20 protein-coding genes and 2 tRNA genes are annotated in these 19,569 nt (G+C 66.9%); 15 read left to right on the forward strand and 7 right to left on the reverse strand.

Translation table 11 applies throughout. The features are described from left to right. The first annotated feature begins 285 nt into the window (after positions 1 to 285). A complete protein-coding gene (locus MPPM_RS14385) occupies positions 286 to 1,362 on the forward strand; it encodes a DUF2336 domain-containing protein (RefSeq protein WP_157914196.1) in 1,077 nt (358 codons plus the stop codon). Positions 1,363 to 1,846: 484 nt separating this feature from the next. On the opposite strand, the gene MPPM_RS14395 is transcribed toward MPPM_RS14385, so the two are convergent. The 3 genes from MPPM_RS14395 to MPPM_RS14405 all read right to left on the reverse strand — a co-directional run bounded on the left by MPPM_RS14395 (position 1,847) and on the right by MPPM_RS14405 (position 2,909). After that, positions 1,847 to 1,922: transfer RNA gene (locus tag MPPM_RS14395), tRNA-Phe, on the reverse strand. 115 nt (positions 1,923 to 2,037) lie between these two features. Next, complete coding sequence (locus MPPM_RS14400; protein ID WP_096485614.1) at positions 2,038 to 2,256, reverse strand: DNA gyrase inhibitor YacG; 219 nt, start codon at positions 2,254 to 2,256, stop codon at positions 2,038 to 2,040. Then, positions 2,238 to 2,909 carry a Maf-like protein gene (locus MPPM_RS14405; protein ID WP_096485615.1) on the reverse strand — a complete coding sequence of 224 codons (672 nt, stop codon included), beginning with the start codon at positions 2,907 to 2,909 and terminating at the stop codon, positions 2,238 to 2,240. The genes MPPM_RS14400 and MPPM_RS14405 overlap by 19 nt, the downstream gene beginning before the upstream one ends. 141 nt (positions 2,910 to 3,050) lie before the next feature. Between MPPM_RS14405 and MPPM_RS14410 the strand changes: the two genes are divergently transcribed. Beyond that, positions 3,051 to 3,126 (forward strand) — tRNA-Thr (locus MPPM_RS14410). A 255-nt stretch (positions 3,127 to 3,381) separates the two neighbouring features. Here MPPM_RS14410 and MPPM_RS14415 read toward each other — a convergent pair. Continuing rightward, positions 3,382 to 3,672 (reverse strand): hypothetical protein, encoded by a 291-nt coding sequence (locus MPPM_RS14415; protein WP_096485616.1) that lies wholly within the window; start codon positions 3,670 to 3,672, stop codon positions 3,382 to 3,384. 875 nt (positions 3,673 to 4,547) lie between these two features. Here MPPM_RS14415 and MPPM_RS14420 point away from each other — a divergent pair. Next, entirely contained in the window at positions 4,548 to 4,946 is a 399-nt protein-coding gene (locus tag MPPM_RS14420) for a hypothetical protein (protein WP_244573316.1), read from the forward strand. A gap of 131 nt (positions 4,947 to 5,077) precedes the next feature. Next, positions 5,078 to 5,341 (forward strand): hypothetical protein, encoded by a 264-nt coding sequence (locus MPPM_RS14425; protein WP_096485618.1) that lies wholly within the window; start codon positions 5,078 to 5,080, stop codon positions 5,339 to 5,341. Positions 5,342 to 5,412: 71 nt separating this feature from the next. Here the strand turns inward: MPPM_RS14425 and ccmB are convergent, their stop codons facing one another. Beyond that, positions 5,413 to 6,081: a heme exporter protein CcmB gene (ccmB, locus tag MPPM_RS14430; RefSeq protein WP_096485619.1), complete on the reverse strand. Its 669-nt coding sequence runs from the start codon at positions 6,079 to 6,081 to the stop codon at positions 5,413 to 5,415. Further along, complete coding sequence (gene ccmA, locus MPPM_RS14435) at positions 6,078 to 6,725, reverse strand: heme ABC exporter ATP-binding protein CcmA (protein WP_096485620.1); 648 nt, start codon at positions 6,723 to 6,725, stop codon at positions 6,078 to 6,080. The genes ccmB and ccmA overlap by 4 nt, the downstream gene beginning before the upstream one ends. Positions 6,726 to 6,943: 218 nt before the next feature. Between ccmA and MPPM_RS14440 the strand changes: the two genes are divergently transcribed. The 8 genes from MPPM_RS14440 to MPPM_RS14475 all read left to right on the forward strand — a co-directional run bounded on the left by MPPM_RS14440 (position 6,944) and on the right by MPPM_RS14475 (position 13,945). Continuing rightward, on the forward strand, positions 6,944 to 7,138 hold the full coding sequence (locus MPPM_RS14440) for a DUF4240 domain-containing protein (protein WP_244573317.1): 195 nt from the start codon (positions 6,944 to 6,946) through the stop codon (positions 7,136 to 7,138). A 325-nt stretch (positions 7,139 to 7,463) separates the two neighbouring features. Further along, positions 7,464 to 10,163 (forward strand): aconitate hydratase AcnA, encoded by a 2,700-nt coding sequence (gene acnA / locus MPPM_RS14445; protein ID WP_096485621.1) that lies wholly within the window; start codon positions 7,464 to 7,466, stop codon positions 10,161 to 10,163. 108 nt (positions 10,164 to 10,271) lie between these two features. Next, entirely contained in the window at positions 10,272 to 10,652 is a 381-nt protein-coding gene (locus tag MPPM_RS14450) for a hypothetical protein (RefSeq protein WP_244573318.1), read from the forward strand. A 108-nt stretch (positions 10,653 to 10,760) separates the two neighbouring features. After that, positions 10,761 to 11,060 carry an antibiotic biosynthesis monooxygenase family protein gene (locus MPPM_RS14455; protein WP_096485623.1) on the forward strand — a complete coding sequence of 100 codons (300 nt, stop codon included), beginning with the start codon at positions 10,761 to 10,763 and terminating at the stop codon, positions 11,058 to 11,060. 28 nt (positions 11,061 to 11,088) lie between these two features. Further along, positions 11,089 to 11,736, forward strand: a complete 648-nt coding sequence (maiA, locus tag MPPM_RS14460; protein ID WP_096485624.1) for a maleylacetoacetate isomerase — start codon at positions 11,089 to 11,091, stop codon at positions 11,734 to 11,736. Between the two features lie 158 nt (positions 11,737 to 11,894). Continuing rightward, positions 11,895 to 13,226 (forward strand): NAD(P)/FAD-dependent oxidoreductase, encoded by a 1,332-nt coding sequence (locus MPPM_RS14465; RefSeq protein ID WP_096485625.1) that lies wholly within the window; start codon positions 11,895 to 11,897, stop codon positions 13,224 to 13,226. Between the two features lie 84 nt (positions 13,227 to 13,310). Beyond that, positions 13,311 to 13,637: an EthD family reductase gene (locus MPPM_RS14470; RefSeq protein WP_096487857.1), complete on the forward strand. Its 327-nt coding sequence runs from the start codon at positions 13,311 to 13,313 to the stop codon at positions 13,635 to 13,637. Next, positions 13,637 to 13,945, forward strand: a complete 309-nt coding sequence (locus MPPM_RS14475; protein WP_096485626.1) for a hypothetical protein — start codon at positions 13,637 to 13,639, stop codon at positions 13,943 to 13,945. The genes MPPM_RS14470 and MPPM_RS14475 overlap by 1 nt, the downstream gene beginning before the upstream one ends. A gap of 72 nt (positions 13,946 to 14,017) precedes the next feature. Here MPPM_RS14475 and MPPM_RS14480 read toward each other — a convergent pair whose 3' ends face one another. Further along, the gene (locus MPPM_RS14480) at positions 14,018 to 15,391 is read right to left on the reverse strand and encodes a methyl-accepting chemotaxis protein (protein ID WP_096485627.1); all 1,374 of its coding nucleotides are present in this window, start codon (positions 15,389 to 15,391) and stop codon (positions 14,018 to 14,020) included. A 402-nt stretch (positions 15,392 to 15,793) separates the two neighbouring features. Between MPPM_RS14480 and nadA the strand changes: the two genes are divergently transcribed. The 3 genes from nadA to nadC are packed head-to-tail and all read left to right on the forward strand — an operon-like array spanning position 15,794 to position 19,216. Beyond that, positions 15,794 to 16,837 (forward strand): quinolinate synthase NadA, encoded by a 1,044-nt coding sequence (nadA, locus tag MPPM_RS14485; RefSeq protein ID WP_096485628.1) that lies wholly within the window; start codon positions 15,794 to 15,796, stop codon positions 16,835 to 16,837. Then, on the forward strand, positions 16,837 to 18,363 hold the full coding sequence (locus MPPM_RS14490; RefSeq protein WP_096485629.1) for an L-aspartate oxidase: 1,527 nt from the start codon (positions 16,837 to 16,839) through the stop codon (positions 18,361 to 18,363). Before nadA ends, MPPM_RS14490 begins: the two co-directional genes overlap by 1 nt. After that, complete coding sequence (gene nadC, locus MPPM_RS14495; protein WP_096485630.1) at positions 18,356 to 19,216, forward strand: carboxylating nicotinate-nucleotide diphosphorylase; 861 nt, start codon at positions 18,356 to 18,358, stop codon at positions 19,214 to 19,216. The genes MPPM_RS14490 and nadC overlap by 8 nt, the downstream gene beginning before the upstream one ends. Positions 19,217 to 19,569: the final 353 nt, after the last annotated feature.

Here is a 19,569-nt window from a genome sequence, read left to right on the forward strand (position 1 = left end):
GAGCATTGCAAATCTGCAATACATGGAGTAGCAATTTATATTTTCTGGGAAACGTATTGCATAGGCGAGGGAGAATGTTTGGGGCGGGCGCGGGTATTCTGTAGATTATCAAATGTACAATAATATATTTCAGCGCAGAAGGTTTTTTCATTAGAATGGCGGTCTGATGGCACCTATAATCTGGCACACGTGCTGAAAATGGCAGTCTGCATGAGTTTATGGGCAGAGTTCATCACTCGGAAATATATGTAAATTATATTTAGTGGGATTGGGCTGGAGTAGGTTGTGGTCGCGCTGCATTCCGTCGTTGCCGAGGTTGAAGGAGCCATCGCTAGCGGTGATCCGGCTAAGCGCGTCAGCATGCTTCGTCGGATGACAAGCTTGTTCACGACACAGGCGCCGCGCCTCAATGAAGATCAGGTCGGAGCCTTCGATCAAGTCATTCTGCGTCTTTCTCGCGACATCGAAACTCGGGCCCGGGCAGATCTGGCAGCCAACCTCGCAGACGTCGCGAATGCCCCGCGCCATGTGGTGCGTGACCTTGCATATGACGCCTCTGCGGAGGTAGCCGGCCCAGTGCTTGAGCGCTCGCTTCGCCTTGATGAGAGCGATCTGATTCAGATTGCGAGCGGTGCTGGCCAGCAGCACTTGATGGCGTTGTCGCGCCGTAGCGCTCTTGCCGAACGCGTCACGGATGTGATCGTCTCGCGCGGTGACGAGAAGGTAGTCCGCAGCGTCGCTGGCAACCGGGGCGCACAATTTTCGCTTAGTGGCTTCCAGATCCTCACCACTCGGGCGGAGAGGGATGTTGAGCTCGAGCACACTTTGGCTGAGCGCGTAGACGTACCGGCGGCACAACGCTCTCAGCTGATTGCCATGGCCCGCGAACGGGCTCGCAGGACGCTGGCGACGGAGTTCGGTGCGAGCGCTGCCGAGAGGGCAACTCTCGCCATCGCAGAGTCTCTCGCTGCCCCGCCGGTGGATTTGACGCCGATCGAAGTGGCTGTTGCTCGACAAGCCAAGGTCGAGCTCGACGAGACGAATGTGCAGGAATGGCTGAGCATGGGGCAGACCAATTACGCATTGGTAGCGCTTGCAAGATTTGCTGGAGTGCCCTCCGTCATCGCGCTCAACGCTCATATGGCGCCGACTACTGATCCTCTTCTCTTTCTTGTTCGATCGGCTCGGTTTGGTTGGAAAACCCTCAAGCTCTTTCTCGCGAGCCGCTCCGACGGCGAGCCGAACGCGGACGACATGCAGAGCGCCTTCCAATCCTTCCAAGAACTTTCGGTCGCGACAGCGCAGCGTGTCGTGCGTTTCACGGCGGCCCGTGAGAAGCTGGAACAGTCCACCGCCGCCTGAGGCATGACCTCTCAGGCCGGCTCGATGCTCGTGCGCTGCCGTCCCGACTGCACGTGCACGCGAGCGGCCGTAATCGGTCCAGTGACGTTGATGTTGCTGGTCCTACGGGTCACACGGAGGGTGAACGATGCGACGCCGAGTACCGTTAGCGCCGCACCGGCGCTGGATTCCCTGACGACGAAGTTCTGCAAGGCGTTCACGGCGAGCGGGTTCGGAAATCCGTTTCGAAAGCGCTGAACGGTAGTCGGCCTATCGCCTGCGCAGGGCTAGCGCCGCGATCGCGACCGAGTGCCAGCCCGCTGCGATCTATGGGTCGACCACCCGAGGCAGGCCGCGCTCTACACGCACATGCCCTTGAAGAAATACTCGCCGACGGTGCGACGCATCTCATCAACCGGACGAGAAGTCCCGCTGGACATAGAAACTAAGAGTGGGGGACTTTTCGGCTGCTAGCGACCAAAAGTCTGAGCGCCAGAAAATACTATGGTGCCCAGGGGCGGAATCGAACCACCGACACTGCGATTTTCAGTCGCATGCTCTACCAACTGAGCTACCTGGGCAACCGCCGCGTCGCGCTGCGTCGTCGGCTGGCGGGGGTATAGTGAAGCGTTTCGGGCCTGTCCAGCCTCTGTTGAGCCCGAGGCGAAGCTTTTTTGCCGAGCACAGATCCTGGCGTCAGGAGGAAGGGTCGCCGTCATCGGATCGCGGTGGCCGAGGCAGCTCCTCGTCCTCCGGTCCAGGAATGACGTAGCGCTCGCCGAGCCAGCGACCGAGGTCGATATCGGCGCAGCGCGCCGAGCAGAACGGCTTCGTCTCGGGGTTTGCCGGCTTGCGGCAGATCGGACAGGGCGCGAGTCCCCCGTTCACTGCTCGCTTCACGACGCGGCGCCCCACGCACCGCGTACGGGAAAGCCCTCGCCTTCGAGCAGGCTCATGGTCTCGTAGAGCGGTAATCCGACCACGGCGCTGTGTGAGCCGACGAGCTTCACCACGAAGGCGGCGGCGAGGCCCTGGATGGCGTAGCCGCCGGCCTTCCCGCGCCACTCGCCCGAGGAGAGATAGCCCTCGATCTCGCGGTTCGACAGGCGCTTGAAGCGCACCCGGGTCTCGACCATGCGCTCGCGGCGGCGGTCCTTCGGCGAGAGGATGCAGACGGCGGTATAGACGCGGTGCGCCCGTCCCGAGAGCAGGCGGAGACAGTCGGCCGCCTCATCGAGCAGTTCGGCCTTGGGCAGCACGCGCCGTCCCACCGCCACCACCGTGTCGGCGGATACGAGATAGGCGTCCCGAAACTCATCCCGGCGCCGTGCCGCGGCACCGGCCGCTTCCAGCTTCTCACGGGCAAGACGGCGCGCCAGATCGCGGGGTGATTCCGATTTGCGCGGGGTTTCGTCGAGATCGGCTGGCAGGAGCGCGTCCGGCTCGATGCCGACCTGCTGGAGCAGCGCAAGCCGGCGCGGTGAGGCTGAGGCCAGCACGAGAGGCGGCCGGCGTGGGCCCACGGGACCCTGCGGCTTCAAGGCATCGGTGGTGAGGAGCTCGTTCATCGGCGTGGTCTTACGCACAAGCCCCCCAACACCGCAACGCGATGTCGACGTCGGACCCGCTCCGAGGCTTGCCAAGGACAGAGGGTCCGTCTAAGACCCGGCACATTCCGTCAGGCTTCGATGCGTCGGGCCGGATGCGACGCCGCAATAGCTCAGCTGGTAGAGCACCTCATTCGTAATGAGGGGGTCGGGGGTTCGAATCCCTCTTGCGGCACCACTGCTACGCTCAGTCGGCGACAGATGTCAGGTTGTTGTGCCTGACGAGCGTTGTCCAGCCTTTCACCGAATCGGAAGCCGAGCGCGACTCGGCGGCGCCGGCTGGATCCGAAGCCGCGAGATGTCGGTCCGCATCCTGCCGAGCATCGCAAAGCGCGCTTTCTCTCGATGCTCCGCGTCTTCCGATACGGGTGAGGGCCGGCCCGTCGCCGGGTGATCTCGGCGTCGAAGCGGCCCGAGCACGGCCGAGCCGATGTCAGCGAGAGCTGCCGCCGCCATTGCCACCGCCGGCGCTGCCCTGCGGGATCGCACGCTCCGGCTGGCCGGCATTACCGCCCGCCGCCGAATTGGTGGTGATGGTGTCGGCACCCGTGGCTCCGGGCGCGATGACATAATCGACCGTGTTGCCGGTCGTATTGGTCTGGCGCTGGATGATCGTGCCTGGCGGGTACGGACCGCCCGGCAGGCCCGGAGGCTGAACCTGGGCAATGGCCGCCCCCGAACCGAGACAGCTCAGGGCAGCGAGGGTGAAGGCAACGCGACGCATGAAAGCACTCCTGGACAAGGCCCTCGGATACGTCTGAACGGAATCCAGAGGGCCGCTGTCTTCGATCAAGTCCTTCGAAGACTGCTCGGTTGCCTGACGGCCCTGCGGCGTGATGACAACGCCCCTCGTCGATAACGCCGGCCGCCATCTCAGCAGCGGCGGTCTTGCTCGCGAGGCGATCGTATCGGCGACCATGAGCCGGCCCAGCCGCCTGCGCTGCCATGACCGATCGCGGCACTGCTCGATAGTGCCGGGCGGTTCGACAACCTGCGACGACGGGCCTGAGCAAGCCTGACCCGAGGAGTCGGGCCTGAGATGCTTGGGGCGATCCGGAGGAAAGCAAAAACAAAAAAGGCCGTCCCGAGGGACGGCCCGAAGTCTAGGGAGGAAACGCCCAAGAAGGGCTGCAGGACCGCGACGCCATCGCGATCCGGCATGTCCCTGTGTCTCACGTTGCACTGCACAATGCAATCGACGGCGGATCGGACGGGGCATGCATCGTTCGCATATGTTGCCGGCCTGCGGGCCGGTGGAGCAAAACGATCACCCACGAGTTCCGGTCGTCCAGATTGCGCCTTTGGATGCTCGAGATGCCGCGTTGGATGTTCGCATTCCCGATCGTGCTGCTGCTGATGGCAGCGATCATCGTCTTCGCGTTCACACGCACCGGTCCGACCGACAACCAGAACACCCACGCCCCGCAGAGCGGCCAGACGCAGTAAAGGTCGACGCACCATAACACGGCCGATTCGTTCGGCTCTTCCTCGAAGCTCCCATGTCCCTCCATGTCACTCGACCTTGTTCGGCCTGCAAATTGCAGGATTGACCGGCAGGATCGTTCGAAGGGGACCGTCATGCGGATCGGGTGCGCAGTATTGCTGACCGGATTGCTGATGCCGTCCGCGCCGCGCGCTCTTGAGGCGCAGTCGGACGTCGTCGCCTTCGTTGGGGCGGCCCGGCATCACATCGGTGAGCGCGTCACGCTCGATCACTGCCACCTCGTCTACACGACCGAGGAGGAGATCACCTGCGTCGGTCTGTTGCCGCGCGATGCGGCAGGCGATGTTCGGATGGCGGGCAAGCTGCTGATCCGCGTCGGCGCGGCGGAGATTGCAGGCCACAGGCGGGCGCTGTCGCAATGCGCCGGTGGTAGCCTCGATCGGGCCTGCGAGGTGAGCGTCTCGGGCGAGGTCTTCGATGCCTCCCGGGCCTTCGGGCTGGATGAGGCGCGCCTGTTGGGATTGCGCGAAGCGGCGATCCGCTGGCCTGATTGACGGCGGGATACGGTTTTTCCGGATTGCGAGGCTAAGACGCATCTCTGATCAGTGACGGAATGAGAGACGAGAGCAGGGGGGACGTGAACCGGCAGAGGGCTACCGCGTTGGAACTCCGAGGGAGTTTACCGATGATCGCACGTCTCATGTCCGCAGCGGTTCTCACGGCCGCCCTCGCTGTCCCCGCGACCGCGCAGGGACCGGCTCAAACCGGCACCGGCGGTGATCCGGCCTCGACGATCTACGCACCCAACACCTCGCCGGTCGGCCGGACCATGCCGCCGGCCGGGGGCGGAGGAGCGCGCCGGGACTCGAACAATCCCGACCGCGAAACCGCGATGGAGCGGAAGGACGACAAGATCGACACCGGGATCTGCATCGGCTGCGACAAGTAGTTTCGTGATCCGAGTACCTTCGCGGTCCGAGAAAGCCGTTCACGACGCGGGTGCCTGGAGCGGCGGCCGGCTCACTCCGACCAGCGCAGGGCGGCGGCCGCAGCCAGGGTGCCCACGACCGCCGCGATCAGGCTCAGGGCGGCCAGTACCGTGAGCGGGGTCGCGAACGGCACCGTGCCGCCGAGGGCGGCCTCCGCTGCGGAGACGCCGAAGATCAGAGTCGGGATCATCAGCGGCAGCACGACGATCGCCAGGATCAGGCCACCGCGGCGGATCGTGGCCGTCAGCGCCGCTCCGACCGCCCCGATGAACGCGAGGGCCGGCGTGCCCAGCGCGAGCGTCAGCGCCGTTGCGCCCATGGCCTTCGGCGAGAGCGCCACCAGCAATCCAAACAGCGGAGAGGCGAGGGCGAGGGGTAGGCCGGTGGTGAGCCACGAAGCCAGCACCTTGGCCAGCACCACAAGTTCCAGCGGCAGGGCGGCGCCGGTCATCAGGTCGAGGGAGCCGTCCTCCTCGTCCGATTGAAACAGTCGATCGAGCCCGATCAGCGTGGCGAGCACCGCCGAGAGCCACAGGATTGCCGGGCCGATCCGCGAGAGAAGCTTCAGGTCCGGCCCGAGGGCGAAGGGCACGAGCACCACAATCATCAGGAAGAAGACGAGCGACAGCGCGCCCGAGCCGCCGACCCGGGCGGCGAGCTTCAGATCGCGTGCTAGCAGGGCGGCGAACGCGCGACTCATAGCCAATCCTCCGCGTCGAGCGCCGCATCGGTTGCGGGAGCCGACGAAGCCGGTGCGATGCGCAACTCGCGGGCATCCTCCAGACCGAGGGCCTGGTGCGTCGCAGCAATCACAAGTCCGCCATCGGTCCGGTGGCGTCGCATCAGGCCGGCGAGCACGCCCTGCGAGGCGAGATCGAGCGCGGCGGTCGGCTCGTCCAAGAGCCAGAGCGGGCGGCGGCAGACGAGGAGGCGGGCCAGTGCGACTCGGCGCCGCTGACCGGCGGAAAGGTAGCCGACCGGCAGCCGCGCTACGTGCGGAAGGCCCATCGCCTCCAGCGCGGCTTTCGGGGTTGCGGCGGGATTACCGAGAAGGTCGCGGGCAAATCCTAGATTTTCCTCGGCCGTCAATGCCGATTTCAGCCCGTCGCGATGCCCGATCACGTGGAGGCATTCCGGCAGGCTGGCCTCGCCGAGGCCTTCGGCGCGGATCGTGCCGGCATCGGGCTTGAGGCGCCCGGCGAGCATCGCCAGTAGGGTTGATTTGCCCGCGCCGTTGCGCCCGGTCACCATGAGCCCCTCACCGGGACCGACGGCGAAGGAGAGGCCGGAGAAGATCCGGCGCCCGGAGCGGCGGCAGGCGAGATCCTCGACGATCAACCGCACGGATCGGCCTTGGAAGAGGGGAAAATCCGCACGTCTCGTCTTCGTCCCGAGGGAAGTTGGTCTGCCTCTCGTGAGACGAGGAGCATTGGAGGCCGGATCTCGTCGGCGAGCCGGTCGTTTGCGGCCTATAGCCGATCGTTCCGCGCCGTGCGAACCGCCCGATTGCCCAACGCGTTGGTTCTTCGACGCTGATCGCTGATTTCGCGGGAAGCACTGCCATGGAGGCCGAGATGGATGCCGAACGGCCGCCGCCGGCTCCCCTCCGTCCGACCGAGGAGGAGGCTGCCCGCGACCCGGCCGCGCTTGCCGGACGCGAGTGGCTGGAAGCCCGACTCGCGCGCCTGACACCGGACGAGATCAGGGCGTTCCGGGCGGCTTTGCGCCGCTGCTTTGCCTCGGCCGGCGAGGGCTGACCGGGGGTTTTCGCGCGTCGCTCGGACGAGGGATGTCAGTCGCACGCCTGTGTCATCGGGCCAGTAGCGGGCAATTTCGAAACGTTCTATAGACCGGCCCAGGCTGCGCCGCGCGATCATTCAAGGGCGTCCAAACCGCCCCTCGCGCACCATCCTGAGTGTCATTCGCGGGCCTCCCGGCACCGGGAGACCACCGAGGGCACTCGCTACCCGGGCACCCCCGGGGCGGCGCGCGCTCCTTGGAGCGCATCCGGCCGAACACCTCTCGTGGCGCAGGTTATGCCTGCTCCGTGTTCGCTAACGCCAGCTCAGGACCCGACTCGCCGTGGCATCGCTCGACAGTTTCAAAGCCCGCCAGACACTCGAGGCAGGGGGCAAGACCTACACTTATTACTCGATCCCCGAGGCACAAAGGAACGGCCTGGCCGACGCGACCGCGCTGCCGTTCTCGATGAAGGTGATCCTGGAAAACCTTCTCCGCTTCGAGGACGAACGCTCGGTTCGCAAGGGCGACATCGAGGCTGCCGTGGCGTGGCTCGGCAACAAGGGCAAGGCCGAGACCGAGATCGCCTTCCGCCCCTCCCGCGTGCTGATGCAGGACTTCACGGGCGTGCCCGCCGTCGTCGACCTCGCGGCGATGCGCGACGCCATGGCCTCGCTGGGCGGCGACCCGCAGAAGATCAACCCGCTGGTGCCGGTCGATCTCGTCATCGACCACTCGGTGATCGTCGACGAGTTCGGCACCCCGAAGGCGCTCGGTGACAACGTCGCCCTTGAATACGCCCGCAACGGTGAGCGCTACACCTTCCTGAAATGGGGCCAGTCGGCCTTCCGCAACTTCTCCGTGGTGCCGCCGGGCACCGGCATCTGCCACCAGGTGAACCTCGAATACCTGTCGCAGACGGTGTGGACGCGGACCGAAGACGGCGTCGAGATCGCCTATCCCGACTCGCTCGTCGGCACCGACTCGCACACCACCATGGTCAACGGTCTGGCCGTGCTCGGCTGGGGCGTCGGCGGCATCGAGGCGGAGGCGGCCATGCTCGGCCAGCCGCTGTCGATGCTGATCCCCGAGGTTATCGGCTTCAAGCTGTCCGGCAAGCTGCCGGAGGGCACCACCGCGACCGACCTCGTGCTCACCGTCACGCAGATGCTGCGCAAGAAGGGCGTGGTCGGCAAGTTCGTGGAGTTCTATGGCCCCGGCCTGGACGACATGCCGGTCGCCGACCGCGCCACGATCTCCAACATGGCGCCTGAATACGGTGCCACCTGCGGCTTCTTCCCGATCGACCAGAAGACCATCGACTTCCTGAAGGTCACCGGGCGTCAGGACGACCGCATCGCGCTCGTCGAGGCCTACGCCAAGGCGCAGGGCATGTGGCGCGACGCGAAGACCCCCGATCCGGTCTTCACCGATACGCTGGAACTCGACATGGGCACCGTGCGCCCGTCGCTCGCCGGCCCGAAGCGGCCGCAGGACCGCGTGCTGCTCGACGCCGCCAAGGCCAGCTTTGCCGATGCCATGGAGAAGGAGTTCAAGAAGGCGGCCGACATCGCCAGCCGTTTCCCCGTCGAGGGTACGAACTTCGACATCGGCCACGGCGACGTGGTGATTGCGGCGATCACGTCCTGCACCAACACCTCGAATCCGAGCGTGATGATCGGCGCCGGGCTGCTGGCGCGCAACGCGGTCGCCAAGGGCCTGACCTCGAAGCCGTGGGTGAAGACCTCGCTCGCCCCCGGATCCCAGGTCGTCGGCGAGTATCTTGAGAAGTCCGGCCTGCAGACGAGCCTCGATGCGCTCGGCTTCAACCTCGTCGGCTTCGGCTGCACTACCTGCATCGGCAATTCGGGCCCGCTCCCGGCCCCGATCTCGAAGGCGATCAACGACAACGACGTGGTCGCGGCGGCGGTGCTCTCGGGCAACCGAAACTTCGAGGGCCGCGTGAACCCGGACGTGCGGGCGAACTACCTCGCTTCGCCGCCGCTCGTGGTGGCCTACGCGCTCGCCGGCTCGCTCCAGATCGACATCACCAAGGAGCCGCTGGGGCAGGGTTCGGACGGCCAGCCGGTCTACCTGAAGGACATCTGGCCGTCCTCGGAGGAGGTGAACCGCTTCATCGAGGAGAACATCACCTCAGAGCTGTTCAAGAGCCGCTACGCCGACGTGTTCGGCGGCGACGCCAACTGGAAGGGCGTCGAGGTGACCGAGGCCGAGACCTTCGCCTGGGATGCGGGTTCGACCTACGTGCAGAACCCGCCCTATTTCGAGGGCATGACCAAGACGCCCGATCCGATCACCGACATCGAGGGCGCGCGCATCCTCGGCCTGTTCCTCGACTCGATCACGACGGACCACATCTCGCCCGCTGGCAACATCCGCGCGGCCTCGCCCGCCGGTGAGTACCTGCAGTCGCATCAGGTGCGGGTACAGGACTTCAACCAGTACGGCACCCGCCGCGGCAACCACGAGGTCATGATGCGGGGCACGTTCGCCAACATCCGCATCAAGAACCAGATGGTGCGGGACGAGGCCGGCAACGTCGTCGAGGGCGGCTGGACGCTCCACCAGCCCGATGGCGAGCAGATGTACATCTACGACGCCGCGCAGAAATACGCCGAGGAGGGGACGCCGCTCGTCGTCTTCGCCGGCAAGGAGTACGGCACCGGTTCGTCGCGCGATTGGGCGGCCAAGGGCACCAAGCTGCTCGGCGTGCGCGCCGTGATCGCCGAGAGCTTCGAGCGCATCCACCGCTCGAACCTCGTCGGCATGGGTGTCGTCCCGCTCGTTTTCCAGGGCGACACGTCCTGGCAGTCGCTCGGGCTGAAGGGCGACGAGACGGTGACGATCAAGGGGCTCGCGGGCGATCTCAAGCCGCGTCAGACCCTGACCGCCGAGATCACCTCGGCCGACGGCTCGAAGAAGGAGGTCCCGCTGACCTGCCGGATCGATACCCTCGACGAGCTGGAATATTTCCGCAACGGCGGCATTCTTCCCTACGTGCTGCGCACGCTCGCGGCATAAGCTTCAGCCACTCGACGCCGACGAAAAGCCTCTCCCGCAAGGGAGGGGCTTTTTAGTTCGCCGTGTTGGCGGAAAGGGTGGAGGGCAATGAAGCGAAGCCAGAAACGCATGCTCCTGGGAATCGGCGTCGCTCTTCTCGTCATCCTCACCTTGGTCGGCGGTGCTTGGCTCGCCCTGTGGTACGTGCTCAAGCCGTCACCCGCTTCGCGCCCTCCACTCGCCGAGGGACTGCCCCCGGAGTTACGGGAAGCAAACCGGGCCTTCTCGTTGCGCATCGTGAACGCCTTTCCGGTCGGTTCAGCAGAAGCCGCGCTCGTCCGGACCCTCGATGCTCAAGGCTTTCGGCGTCGCGAGAGCGCGGGACGTCAACAATCGAGCTTCGTCCAGCAGGCGTTCCCCTGCAGACATACCTGGAGCATCGACTGGAGCGCGGACGAACAGGGCCGGATCACTGCGATAACGGCGATCTACGACCCGGTTTGCCTGTGAGGTCTTCGGCACCGTCGCGCGCCTTGCCGGTCCCGGCCCAGCCGCTATAGCGGAGCGATCGAGCACTCCGCCCCGTCTCCGACGTGGGCCCGCTGGGAAGCGACGGACATGATCCTGGAAATCGCGCAGATCGACGTGAAGCCCGGCTCGGAGGGCGCGTTCGAGACCAATATCGCTCGGGCCGCCGAGATCTTCCGCGCCGCCGCCGGCTGCCGCAGCTTCGCCGTCCGGCGATCGGTCGAGAAGCCGCAGCGCTACCGCCTTCTGATCGAGTGGGACACGCTGGAAGCGCACACGCAGGACTTTACCGGATCGGAAGCCTGGAAGACCTACCGGGCCATGGTCGCCGACACGTTCGCGAGCCCGCCTCAGGTTGAACACACCGAACTGACGCTTCGCGCGTTCTGAGCGGTCATAGCGAGACGGGAATGTGCCCATGAAAATGTACGGCAACTGGCGCTCGGCCGCGGCCTTCCGCGTGCGCATCGCGATGAATCTCAAGGGGATCGCCTACGAGGAAATCTTTCTCGACCTCGATGCCGGCGATCAGTTCAAGCCCGACTTCCTGAAGATCAACCCGCAGGGTGCCGTACCCGCTCTCTTCGACGGCGACGGGCCGCCGCTGACGCAGTCGCTGGCGATCCTCGATTACCTCGAAGAGACCCATCCGCAGGTGCCGCTTCTGCCCGCCGAGCCGCGGGCACGCGCGCGGGCGCGCTCGCTGGCCCAGGTCGTCGCCTGCGATACGCATCCGCTCTACGTGCCGCGGGTGCGCAGCTTCCTGATGGAGAATTATGGGCTGCCGCGGGAGCGGATGCTCGAGTTCCTGCGCCATGCCTTCACCACCGGCCTGACGACGCTGGAGACGCGGCTGTCGAGCGAACAAGGCACCGGCCGCTTCTGCCATGGCGACGCCGTGAGCCACGCCGATCTGTGCCTGATCAGCCTCTGGGTCGGGACCGGAATTTTCGGGATCGACACCGCTGCCTATCCGACAGTCGGGCGGATCGCCGACACGCTTCTTTCCCTCGATGCCGTCGCCCGAGCCCATCCGCTCCGGCAGCCCGGCGCGCCCGTGTCCTAGGGTGGAAAATTTTTTTACGATATCGCCCCATCATCGATGCCGGATTTGCGTCCCAGGCACACTGCGAACGTGTGGGTGCTTGCCGGGTTGCTGATGTAAGATCATTCCAAACTGAAGGGCCGCCGGACGAGGCGGCCGGCGAGGCGAGTGGGGCGAGGATGGTTCCGAGCGAATCGGTCACGGATCTGCACAAGATTGTCGTGGTGGGGGGAGGGGCGGCCGGCCTGGAGCTGGTGACGAAGCTCGGCAACAAGTACGGCAAGGGCGGCAAGGCCCACGTCACCTTGGTGGACCGAGCACGCACGCACATCTGGAAGCCGCTGTTGCACGAGGTTGCCGCCGGCTCGCTCGATGTCGGCCACCACGCGGTTGACTACCTGCACCACGCCCATGCCAACCACTTCCGCTACCGTATCGGCGAGATGACCGGCCTCGACCGTGAGAAGCGGGTGATTCACCTCGCCGCCAGCCGCGACAGCGAGGGGCGTGAGGTCACCCCGATGCGGGCCGTTCCCTACGACACGCTGGTCATGGCCGTGGGCTCCACCACCAACGATTTCGGCACGCCGGGCGTCGCCGAGCACGCCATCGCCCTCGACACCAAGGAGCAGGCGATGCGCTTCCACCAGCGCCTCGTCAACGGCATGCTGCGGGCTCACACTCAGGAGGGCCCGGTGCGTCCCGGACAGCTCCACGTGACGGTGATCGGCGCCGGCGCGACCGGAACGGAGCTGGCGGCGGAGCTGCATCGGACCACCCGCGAGGTCGCCCGCACCGGCCTCGACCGGATCGACCCGGCCAAGGATCTCAAGATCACGCTGGTGGAGGCGGCCGACCGCATCCTGCCCGCCGTGCCGCAGCGGCTGGCGGCCGAGGTGATGGGACAACTCGCCAAGATCGGCGTCGAGGTTCGGGTGCAGGCCCGCGTCACCGAGGTGCGGGCCGACGGGGTTCAACTCGCCGACGGCGGCTTCATCCCCTCCGAGCTCGTGGTTTGGGCAGCGGGCGTGAAGGGGCCGTCCTTCCTCAAGGATCTCGGCGGCCTCGAGAGCACCCGCAACAACCAGCTGGTCATTACTCCGACCTTGCAGACCACCCGCGATCCGGACGTCTTCGCCATCGGCGACTGCGCCTACCTCGTGGAGGAGGGCTCGCAGACGCCGATCCCGCCGCGGGCCCAGGCGGCGCACCAGCAGGCCTCGCATCTCTACGGGCAGATGGCCAACCGCCTCGCGGGCCGGCCGCTGAAGCCGTTCAAGTATCGCGACTTCGGCTCGCTCGTCTCGCTCGGCGAGTACACGGCGGTCGGCAACCTGATGGGGTTCATCCAGGGCAGGAACATGTTCATCGCCGGACTCTTCGCCCGGCTGATGTACCGCTCGCTCTACAAGATGCACGAGACGGCGGTGAACGGCTGGTGGAAGACCAGCCTCGATGCCCTGGCCCGCGCCCTGACCCGGCGCACCGAGCCGCGCGTGAAGCTGCACTGACGAACGCTCCGGCTTGATCCGGCGGTCCGGTGCGTCATGTTCCCGTTCCGCCGGCCCAAGGAGAAGCCGGCGGAAGGAGACGCCATGATCCTCGTCAGCGTTATGTATCCGAGCGGCGCCGGCACCCGCTTCGACATGGACTACTATCTCAAGAAGCACATGCCGCTGGTCAGCGAACGCTGGACCTCCAAGGGCCTGCACGACTACACGGTCGTGAAGGGCATCGGCACGCCGGATGGCGGTGCGCCGCCCTATCAGGTGGTGGCGCTGTTGCGCTTCGAATCCGCCGACGCCTTCAAGGCGGCGGCGACCGCGGACGGTTCGGAGATCTTCGGGGATATTCCGAACTTCACCGACACGCAGCCGACGGTGCAGCTCAGCGATTTCGCGGCATCGGAAGTGAGAGGCTGATGATCGACATCATCAAGCAGATCCAGGACGCCAATCCGGCGCTCGGCACGACGATCATCGTGCTCCGCTCGGATTCACGGGCGCTCGCCGATCCGGTGACGCTGACGCTGGAGGCGAAGGCGTGGCTCGATGCCAATGCACCCGATGCCCGCCTGTCGCAGGAGACGGTGATGCTCGCGCCCTATCCCGGTGCCCCTCCGGTGGAGCGCACCGTGACGGTGCTCGCCTTCTCCGACGCGCGCCACCTGGCCGCCTTCGCCACCGCCTGGACCGGTGATCCGACGCTTGATGACGACGAGGCCGCCTGAGCGCGGCCGGGGCCGCGCCTGCCCTGCGGCAGGAGCGGCCTCACGACGATCGCCTCGCCAGCGGCTCGCGGCTCACTTCGCCTCGATGAGCTGGGCGGCGGCCTTGGCCATGTCCTTCATCGCCGCGTTCGCAGCCTGATAGGCCGGCGTTCCGACGTCCCAGTTGTTCTGGGCGATCGCCTTGACCATGCGCTCGGCCTCCTCGTGAGCCGTCGCATCGGCCTTCAGGAAGGCCTCCGCTGCGAACCGGCGCGCGGGGTCCGCGGCCAGCACCTGTACGGTCTGACGGGCGGCGCGGTTGCGAAGCACCGCAGTGGCCGGATCGGCGGGCGCGGCGCCGAGCAGAATCGTCGCGAGCCCCCGCTTCCACAGGCCGAGATCGGCGGGCAGACGCACCAACTCGTAGAGGTCGAGACCGCCGGCTTCGGCGAGCGCGGCCTGCGCCAGGGTTTCCGCTTTGACGAGGCGCTTCGTGATGCTGTCGATTTCGGTGCGGGTCTTGGCCGCCTTGGTGGCGATGTTCTGGACGCTGCTGGAAATCTCCGCCGTTGCACTGCTCTGCTGCGTGATGGCCGCAGCCAGAGCCGCGTTCATTTCGCTCGTGCGCGCGATCCGCTCGGCTGCCCCCTCGACGCGGGTCCCGAGGCTGTCGACGACGGAGCTGCCGGTCGAGACGGCGGCCCGGCTCTCTTCGACGGCGCGAGCGATCTGGCTCATTTCACCCTGAAGCGTGTGGAGCCAGGTGCGGATCTGCTCGGTCGAGCGGGCGGTCTGCCCGGAGAGCGATTTCACCTCGGCCGCAACGACGGAGAAGCCGCGGCCCGCCTCGCCAGCGCGGGCGGCTTCGATCGTGGCGTTGAGCGCGAGGAGGTTCGTCTGGCTCGAGATCGTGGCGATGGTACCCGCCATCGTGCCGATCTCGGCGATCGCGTTCTGGAGAAGCTGAAGCCGCTCGTCGATCTGGTGAGTGCGGTCACGGATCGAATCCATGGCCGAGCGGGCATTGCCGACATCGGACATGCAGGCGGTCATCGCCTCGCGTGCCTGCGCGGCGCTGGAGCCGGCAGCCTCCGAGGTCTCGGCGACTTCGGCGATGGATGCGCCCATTTCTTCGATGGCGCTCGCGATCGTCTGCGTGGCCTGCGCCACCTCGCCAACATCGTAGGTTGTCCAGCCGATGTTGATCGCGCCTTCCGAGGCTTCCTTGGCGATGGCGGCGATGTTGCTGCGCTCGGTCCTCAGCCCGTGATGCTGGGCACGCTCAAGATCGCCCAGAGCCGCGCCCACGGCGTTGTCGGGCATGGCGGAGGCGTCGAGCGCGGCACGATCGGCCAAGCGCTTGAGCGCGCCGATCAGACGGATCTCGTCGGAAGGGTGGGTTGCCGGAAGATCGGACGTGACAGGTGCGGACGATCCGGCACTGCGGCCGAGCTTGAGCGAAAGCATGGTTCTAGGGGCCCCCGATCCTTCTCTGCCGCTTTTTCTAGAGAGCCATGCCCAGAACAGTCACGATCGAGCCCCTGTGCTCGCCTTCTGGTTGACCGGTGATTGGGCGGAAACTCTCTACGTCGGCGTCTAAGATGATAGGCATGTGCGAGTTAAAATTAGCTTTAGGTCATTGTCTCGATGCTTTGCGTGCTTCGACTGAATAACAATTGATAACTCGAATAGTCGTTGGAGTAGGCGAAACCGCCAGCTCCGTGCCGCCCCTCGGGCGGCGTGTGCAACCGCAGCAAAAGGTTTGCGTCGCAAAAATGTTATGCTCACTCTCAGCATATCTGGACAAGGCGGGTCGCGCCCCCTAAGTTAGGCGGCACAATGCTCACTTTGAGCATAAAGGAGACCGCGATGTCCGAGGCAGGATCCGCCCTTCGCGAGCCGGCCGGACGGGCTTTCCCGTTGCCCGAGCTCTACGAGCGCGTGAGCCGTCACGTGCCTGCCATCGAGTGGCCGGCGCTCGCGCCCGACGTCGAGGCGATCCTGCGCCTGAAACGCGAGCGGAACGCGGTGGTTCTGGCCCACAATTATCAGGCGCCCGAGATCTTCCACACCGTGGCGGATATCGTCGGCGACAGCCTCGCGCTTGCTCGTGAAGCGGCGCGCGTGGATGCGGACGTGATCGTGCTGGCCGGTGTCCACTTCATGGCCGAGACCGCCAAGCTCCTGAATCCCGGCAAGACCGTGCTGATGCCCGATATGGCCGCCGGCTGCTCGCTGGCCGACTCGATCACCGCCGCCGACGTGCGGGCGCTGCGGGCTCGGTATCCCGGCGTGCCGGTCGTGACCTACGTCAACACCTCGGCGGCGGTGAAGGCGGAGTCGGACGTGTGCTGCACCTCCGGCAACGCCGCCGACGTGGTGCGCGCGCTCGGCGTGCCGCGGGTTCTGATGATCCCCGACGAGTTCCTCGCCCGCAACGTCCAGCAGCAGGTGCCGGAAGTCGAACTGCTGACCTGGGCCGGGCACTGCGAGGTGCACGAGCGCTTCACGCCGGCCGACATCGCTGACGTGCGTGAAAGCTATCCCGGCATCACCGTCATCGCCCATCCCGAATGCCCGCCGGAGGTGGTCGAAGCGTCGGACTTTTCCGGTTCGACGGCGATGATGATGAACTACGTCACCGAGAAGCGGCCGTCCCAGGTCGTGCTCGTGACGGAGTGCTCGATGGCCGACAACATCGCGGTGGCCAATCCCGACATCGAGTTCATCAAGCCCTGCAACCTCTGCCCGCACATGAAGCGGATCAGCCTGCGCAACATCCGCCAGTCGCTGGAGACGATGACGCACGAGATCGTTGTCGAGGAGGAACTGGCCGAACGGGCGAGCCGTGCCGTCGAGCGGATGCTCGCGGTCAAGCCGACCCAGACCGTCTCGCCCCGACAGGCCGCCTGATGAGCATCGTCGCCCGGAGCCCTGCCGACCGGGTGATCGTGGTCGGCGCCGGGGTGGCGGGGCTCGCCACCGCCCTGCGGCTCGCGCCGCGACCGGTCACCCTCATCACCGCCGCGCCACTCGGGACGGGTACGGCCACGGGCTGGGCCCAGGGCGGCATCGCCGCCGCGATGGGCTTGGACGATGCGCCGTCGCTGCACGCGGAGGATACGCTCGCCGCGGGCGCCGGGCTGACCGAACGGGACGTGGCGCTTCGCGTCGCGGAAGCTGGGCCTGCTCTCATCGATTGGCTCGTCGCCCTCGGCACCGGTTTCGATCGCGAGCCGGACGGCGCGCTGGCGCTCGGGCTGGAGGCTGCCCACAGCCGCCGCCGCATCGTCCGGGCGCGAGGCGACTCGACCGGTCGGACCATGCTCGACGCGCTCGTGCGCGCCGCCCAGGCGACCCCGTCGATCGAGACCCTCGTCGCCGGCCTTCACGGATTGATGCAGGATGCCGATGGCCGCGTGCGCGGCGTCGTGTGCGAGCGGGACGGCGTCGCCTTCCGCCTGCCCGCCCGCGCGGTCGTGCTGGCGACCGGCGGCGTCGGGGCGCTCTACGCCTCGACCACCAATCCGCGCGGCGCCCTCGGGCGCGGCCTGCTTGCCGGCGCACGGGCTGGCGCCGCCTTGCGCGATCTCGAATTTGTGCAGTTCCACCCCACCGCCATCGCTGCGGGCCGCGATCCGATGCCGCTCGCCACCGAGGCCCTGCGCGGTGAGGGTGCGACGCTGATCGACGAGTCCGGCGCGCCCGTGATGGCCGGCATCGAAGGCGGCGACCTCGCCCCGCGCGACGTCGTGGCACGCGGCATCTTCCAGGCGCTCGCCCGCGGCCGCACCGTCTATCTCGATGCCCGCGGTGCTCTCGGCGAGAGCATGTCCCGGCGCTTCCCCACGGTCGCCGCGCTCTGCGCCGAGGCCGGCATCGATCCTGCGCTGCAGCCGATCCCGGTTCGACCGGCGGCACACTACCACATGGGCGGCATCCTCGTGGACGAGGCCGGCCGCAGCACCGTCCCCGGTCTCTGGGCCTGCGGCGAGGTCTCCTCGACCGGGCTGCACGGCGCCAACCGTCTCGCCAGCAATTCGCTCCTCGAAGCCCTGGCCTTCGCGCCCCGCATCGCCGAGTCGATCGGAGACGCACCCGCTTCTGCCGGTGCCGACCGTCCGGTGCCGCTGCCGGAGATCCGGACGGAGGACGCCGCGGTGCTGAGCGGGATCCGCGGCATCATGGAACGCTGCGTCGGCGTGGTGCGCGACGAGGCGAGCCTGTCACGGGCCGTAGCGCGGCTCACCGATCTGTCCGAGAGCGGCTCCGATTCGGCCGCCACCGGCCTGATGATCGCCCGCGCCGCACGCGCCCGATGCGAGAGCCGCGGCGCACATTGGCGAAGCGATTTCCCTGGCCAGCTTCCGGCCCGGCACTCCGTAGTCACGCCCGCGGCGGCGGACGCTCCCGCGCTTCAGGAACTCACCGATGCCTGACGACGTCCTGCTGCCGCTGCCGCGCCTCCTCGTGGAGCCGGTGGTGCGGGCAGCCCTCCTCGAAGATCTCGGACGGGCCGGCGATATCACCACGGACGCCATCGTCCCGGCGGGCGAGCGCATGGAGGCTGTCATCGCCTCCAGGCAGGATGGGGTGATCGCCGGCACGGATGCCGCCGCCATCGCGTTCGCGCTGATCGACCCGAGTCTGTCGGTCGCGGTCGAGCGGCCCGATGGAACCCGGGTCGCGCCGGGCGACACGGTGATCCGCCTGTCCGGCCCGGCTCGCGCCGTGCTGACCGCCGAGCGCGTCGCCCTCAACCTGCTCTGCCGCCTGAGCGGCGTGGCCACGGCGACGGCCTCCCTGGTCGAGGCGGCGCGGCCGCACGGCAAGGCGCGGATCGTCTGCACCCGCAAGACCACCCCGGGCCTGCGGGCGCTGGAGAAGCACGCCGTGCGCGCGGGCGGCGGTTCGAATCACCGTTTCGGCCTCGACGACGCGGTGCTGATCAAGGACAACCACGTCGCGGTGGCGGGCGGCATCATCCCGGCCATCGAGCGGGCGCGGGCGAGAACCGGTCACCTCGTAAAGATCGAAGTCGAGGTCGATACGCTGGCGCAGCTGGAAGAGGCGCTTTCGGTCGGTGCCGACGCGGTGCTGCTCGACAATATGAGCCCTGATACCCTGCGTCAGGCCGTAGCGATGGTCGATGGTCGCGCCGTCACCGAGGCCTCGGGCCGGATCAATCGGGAGACCGTCGGCGCGGTCGCGGCATCGGGCGTCGATCTGATCTCGGTCGGCTGGATCACCCATAGTTCGGCGATTATCGATCTGGGTCTCGACGCGGCTTAGCGGCTGTCGGGCGTCGAGTGCGTCCGCCTCCGGTGGTGCCGGAGCGCCTGCCCATCCCATCACCGCTTCCTCCTCGGCGACGGAAAGGTCGGCCGCTGCGAAGCGCATTCGGGCGGTCCCGCTCGCTTCGGTCCGTTACAACGGCCGTGCGAGGATGCCTCGCGGAATGGGCGTCGGCGCCTGTCGAGACCCGTCTGGCCCGTGGTCTGCGGGGCGTCCACGCCGTCCGAGATCGTCGCCGTAGGCACCTGCGTCCCCATCAGGTCGCTTCACCCGGTCCTGCCCACGGCTGAGGGGGGGGTCCATCCGACGACGATGATCCTTGTGCTCACGGCCAAGCTGCCACAGTGTGG

Source organism: Methylorubrum populi, from assembly GCF_002355515.1.
Classification (GTDB): domain Bacteria; phylum Pseudomonadota; class Alphaproteobacteria; order Rhizobiales; family Beijerinckiaceae; genus Methylobacterium; species Methylobacterium populi_A.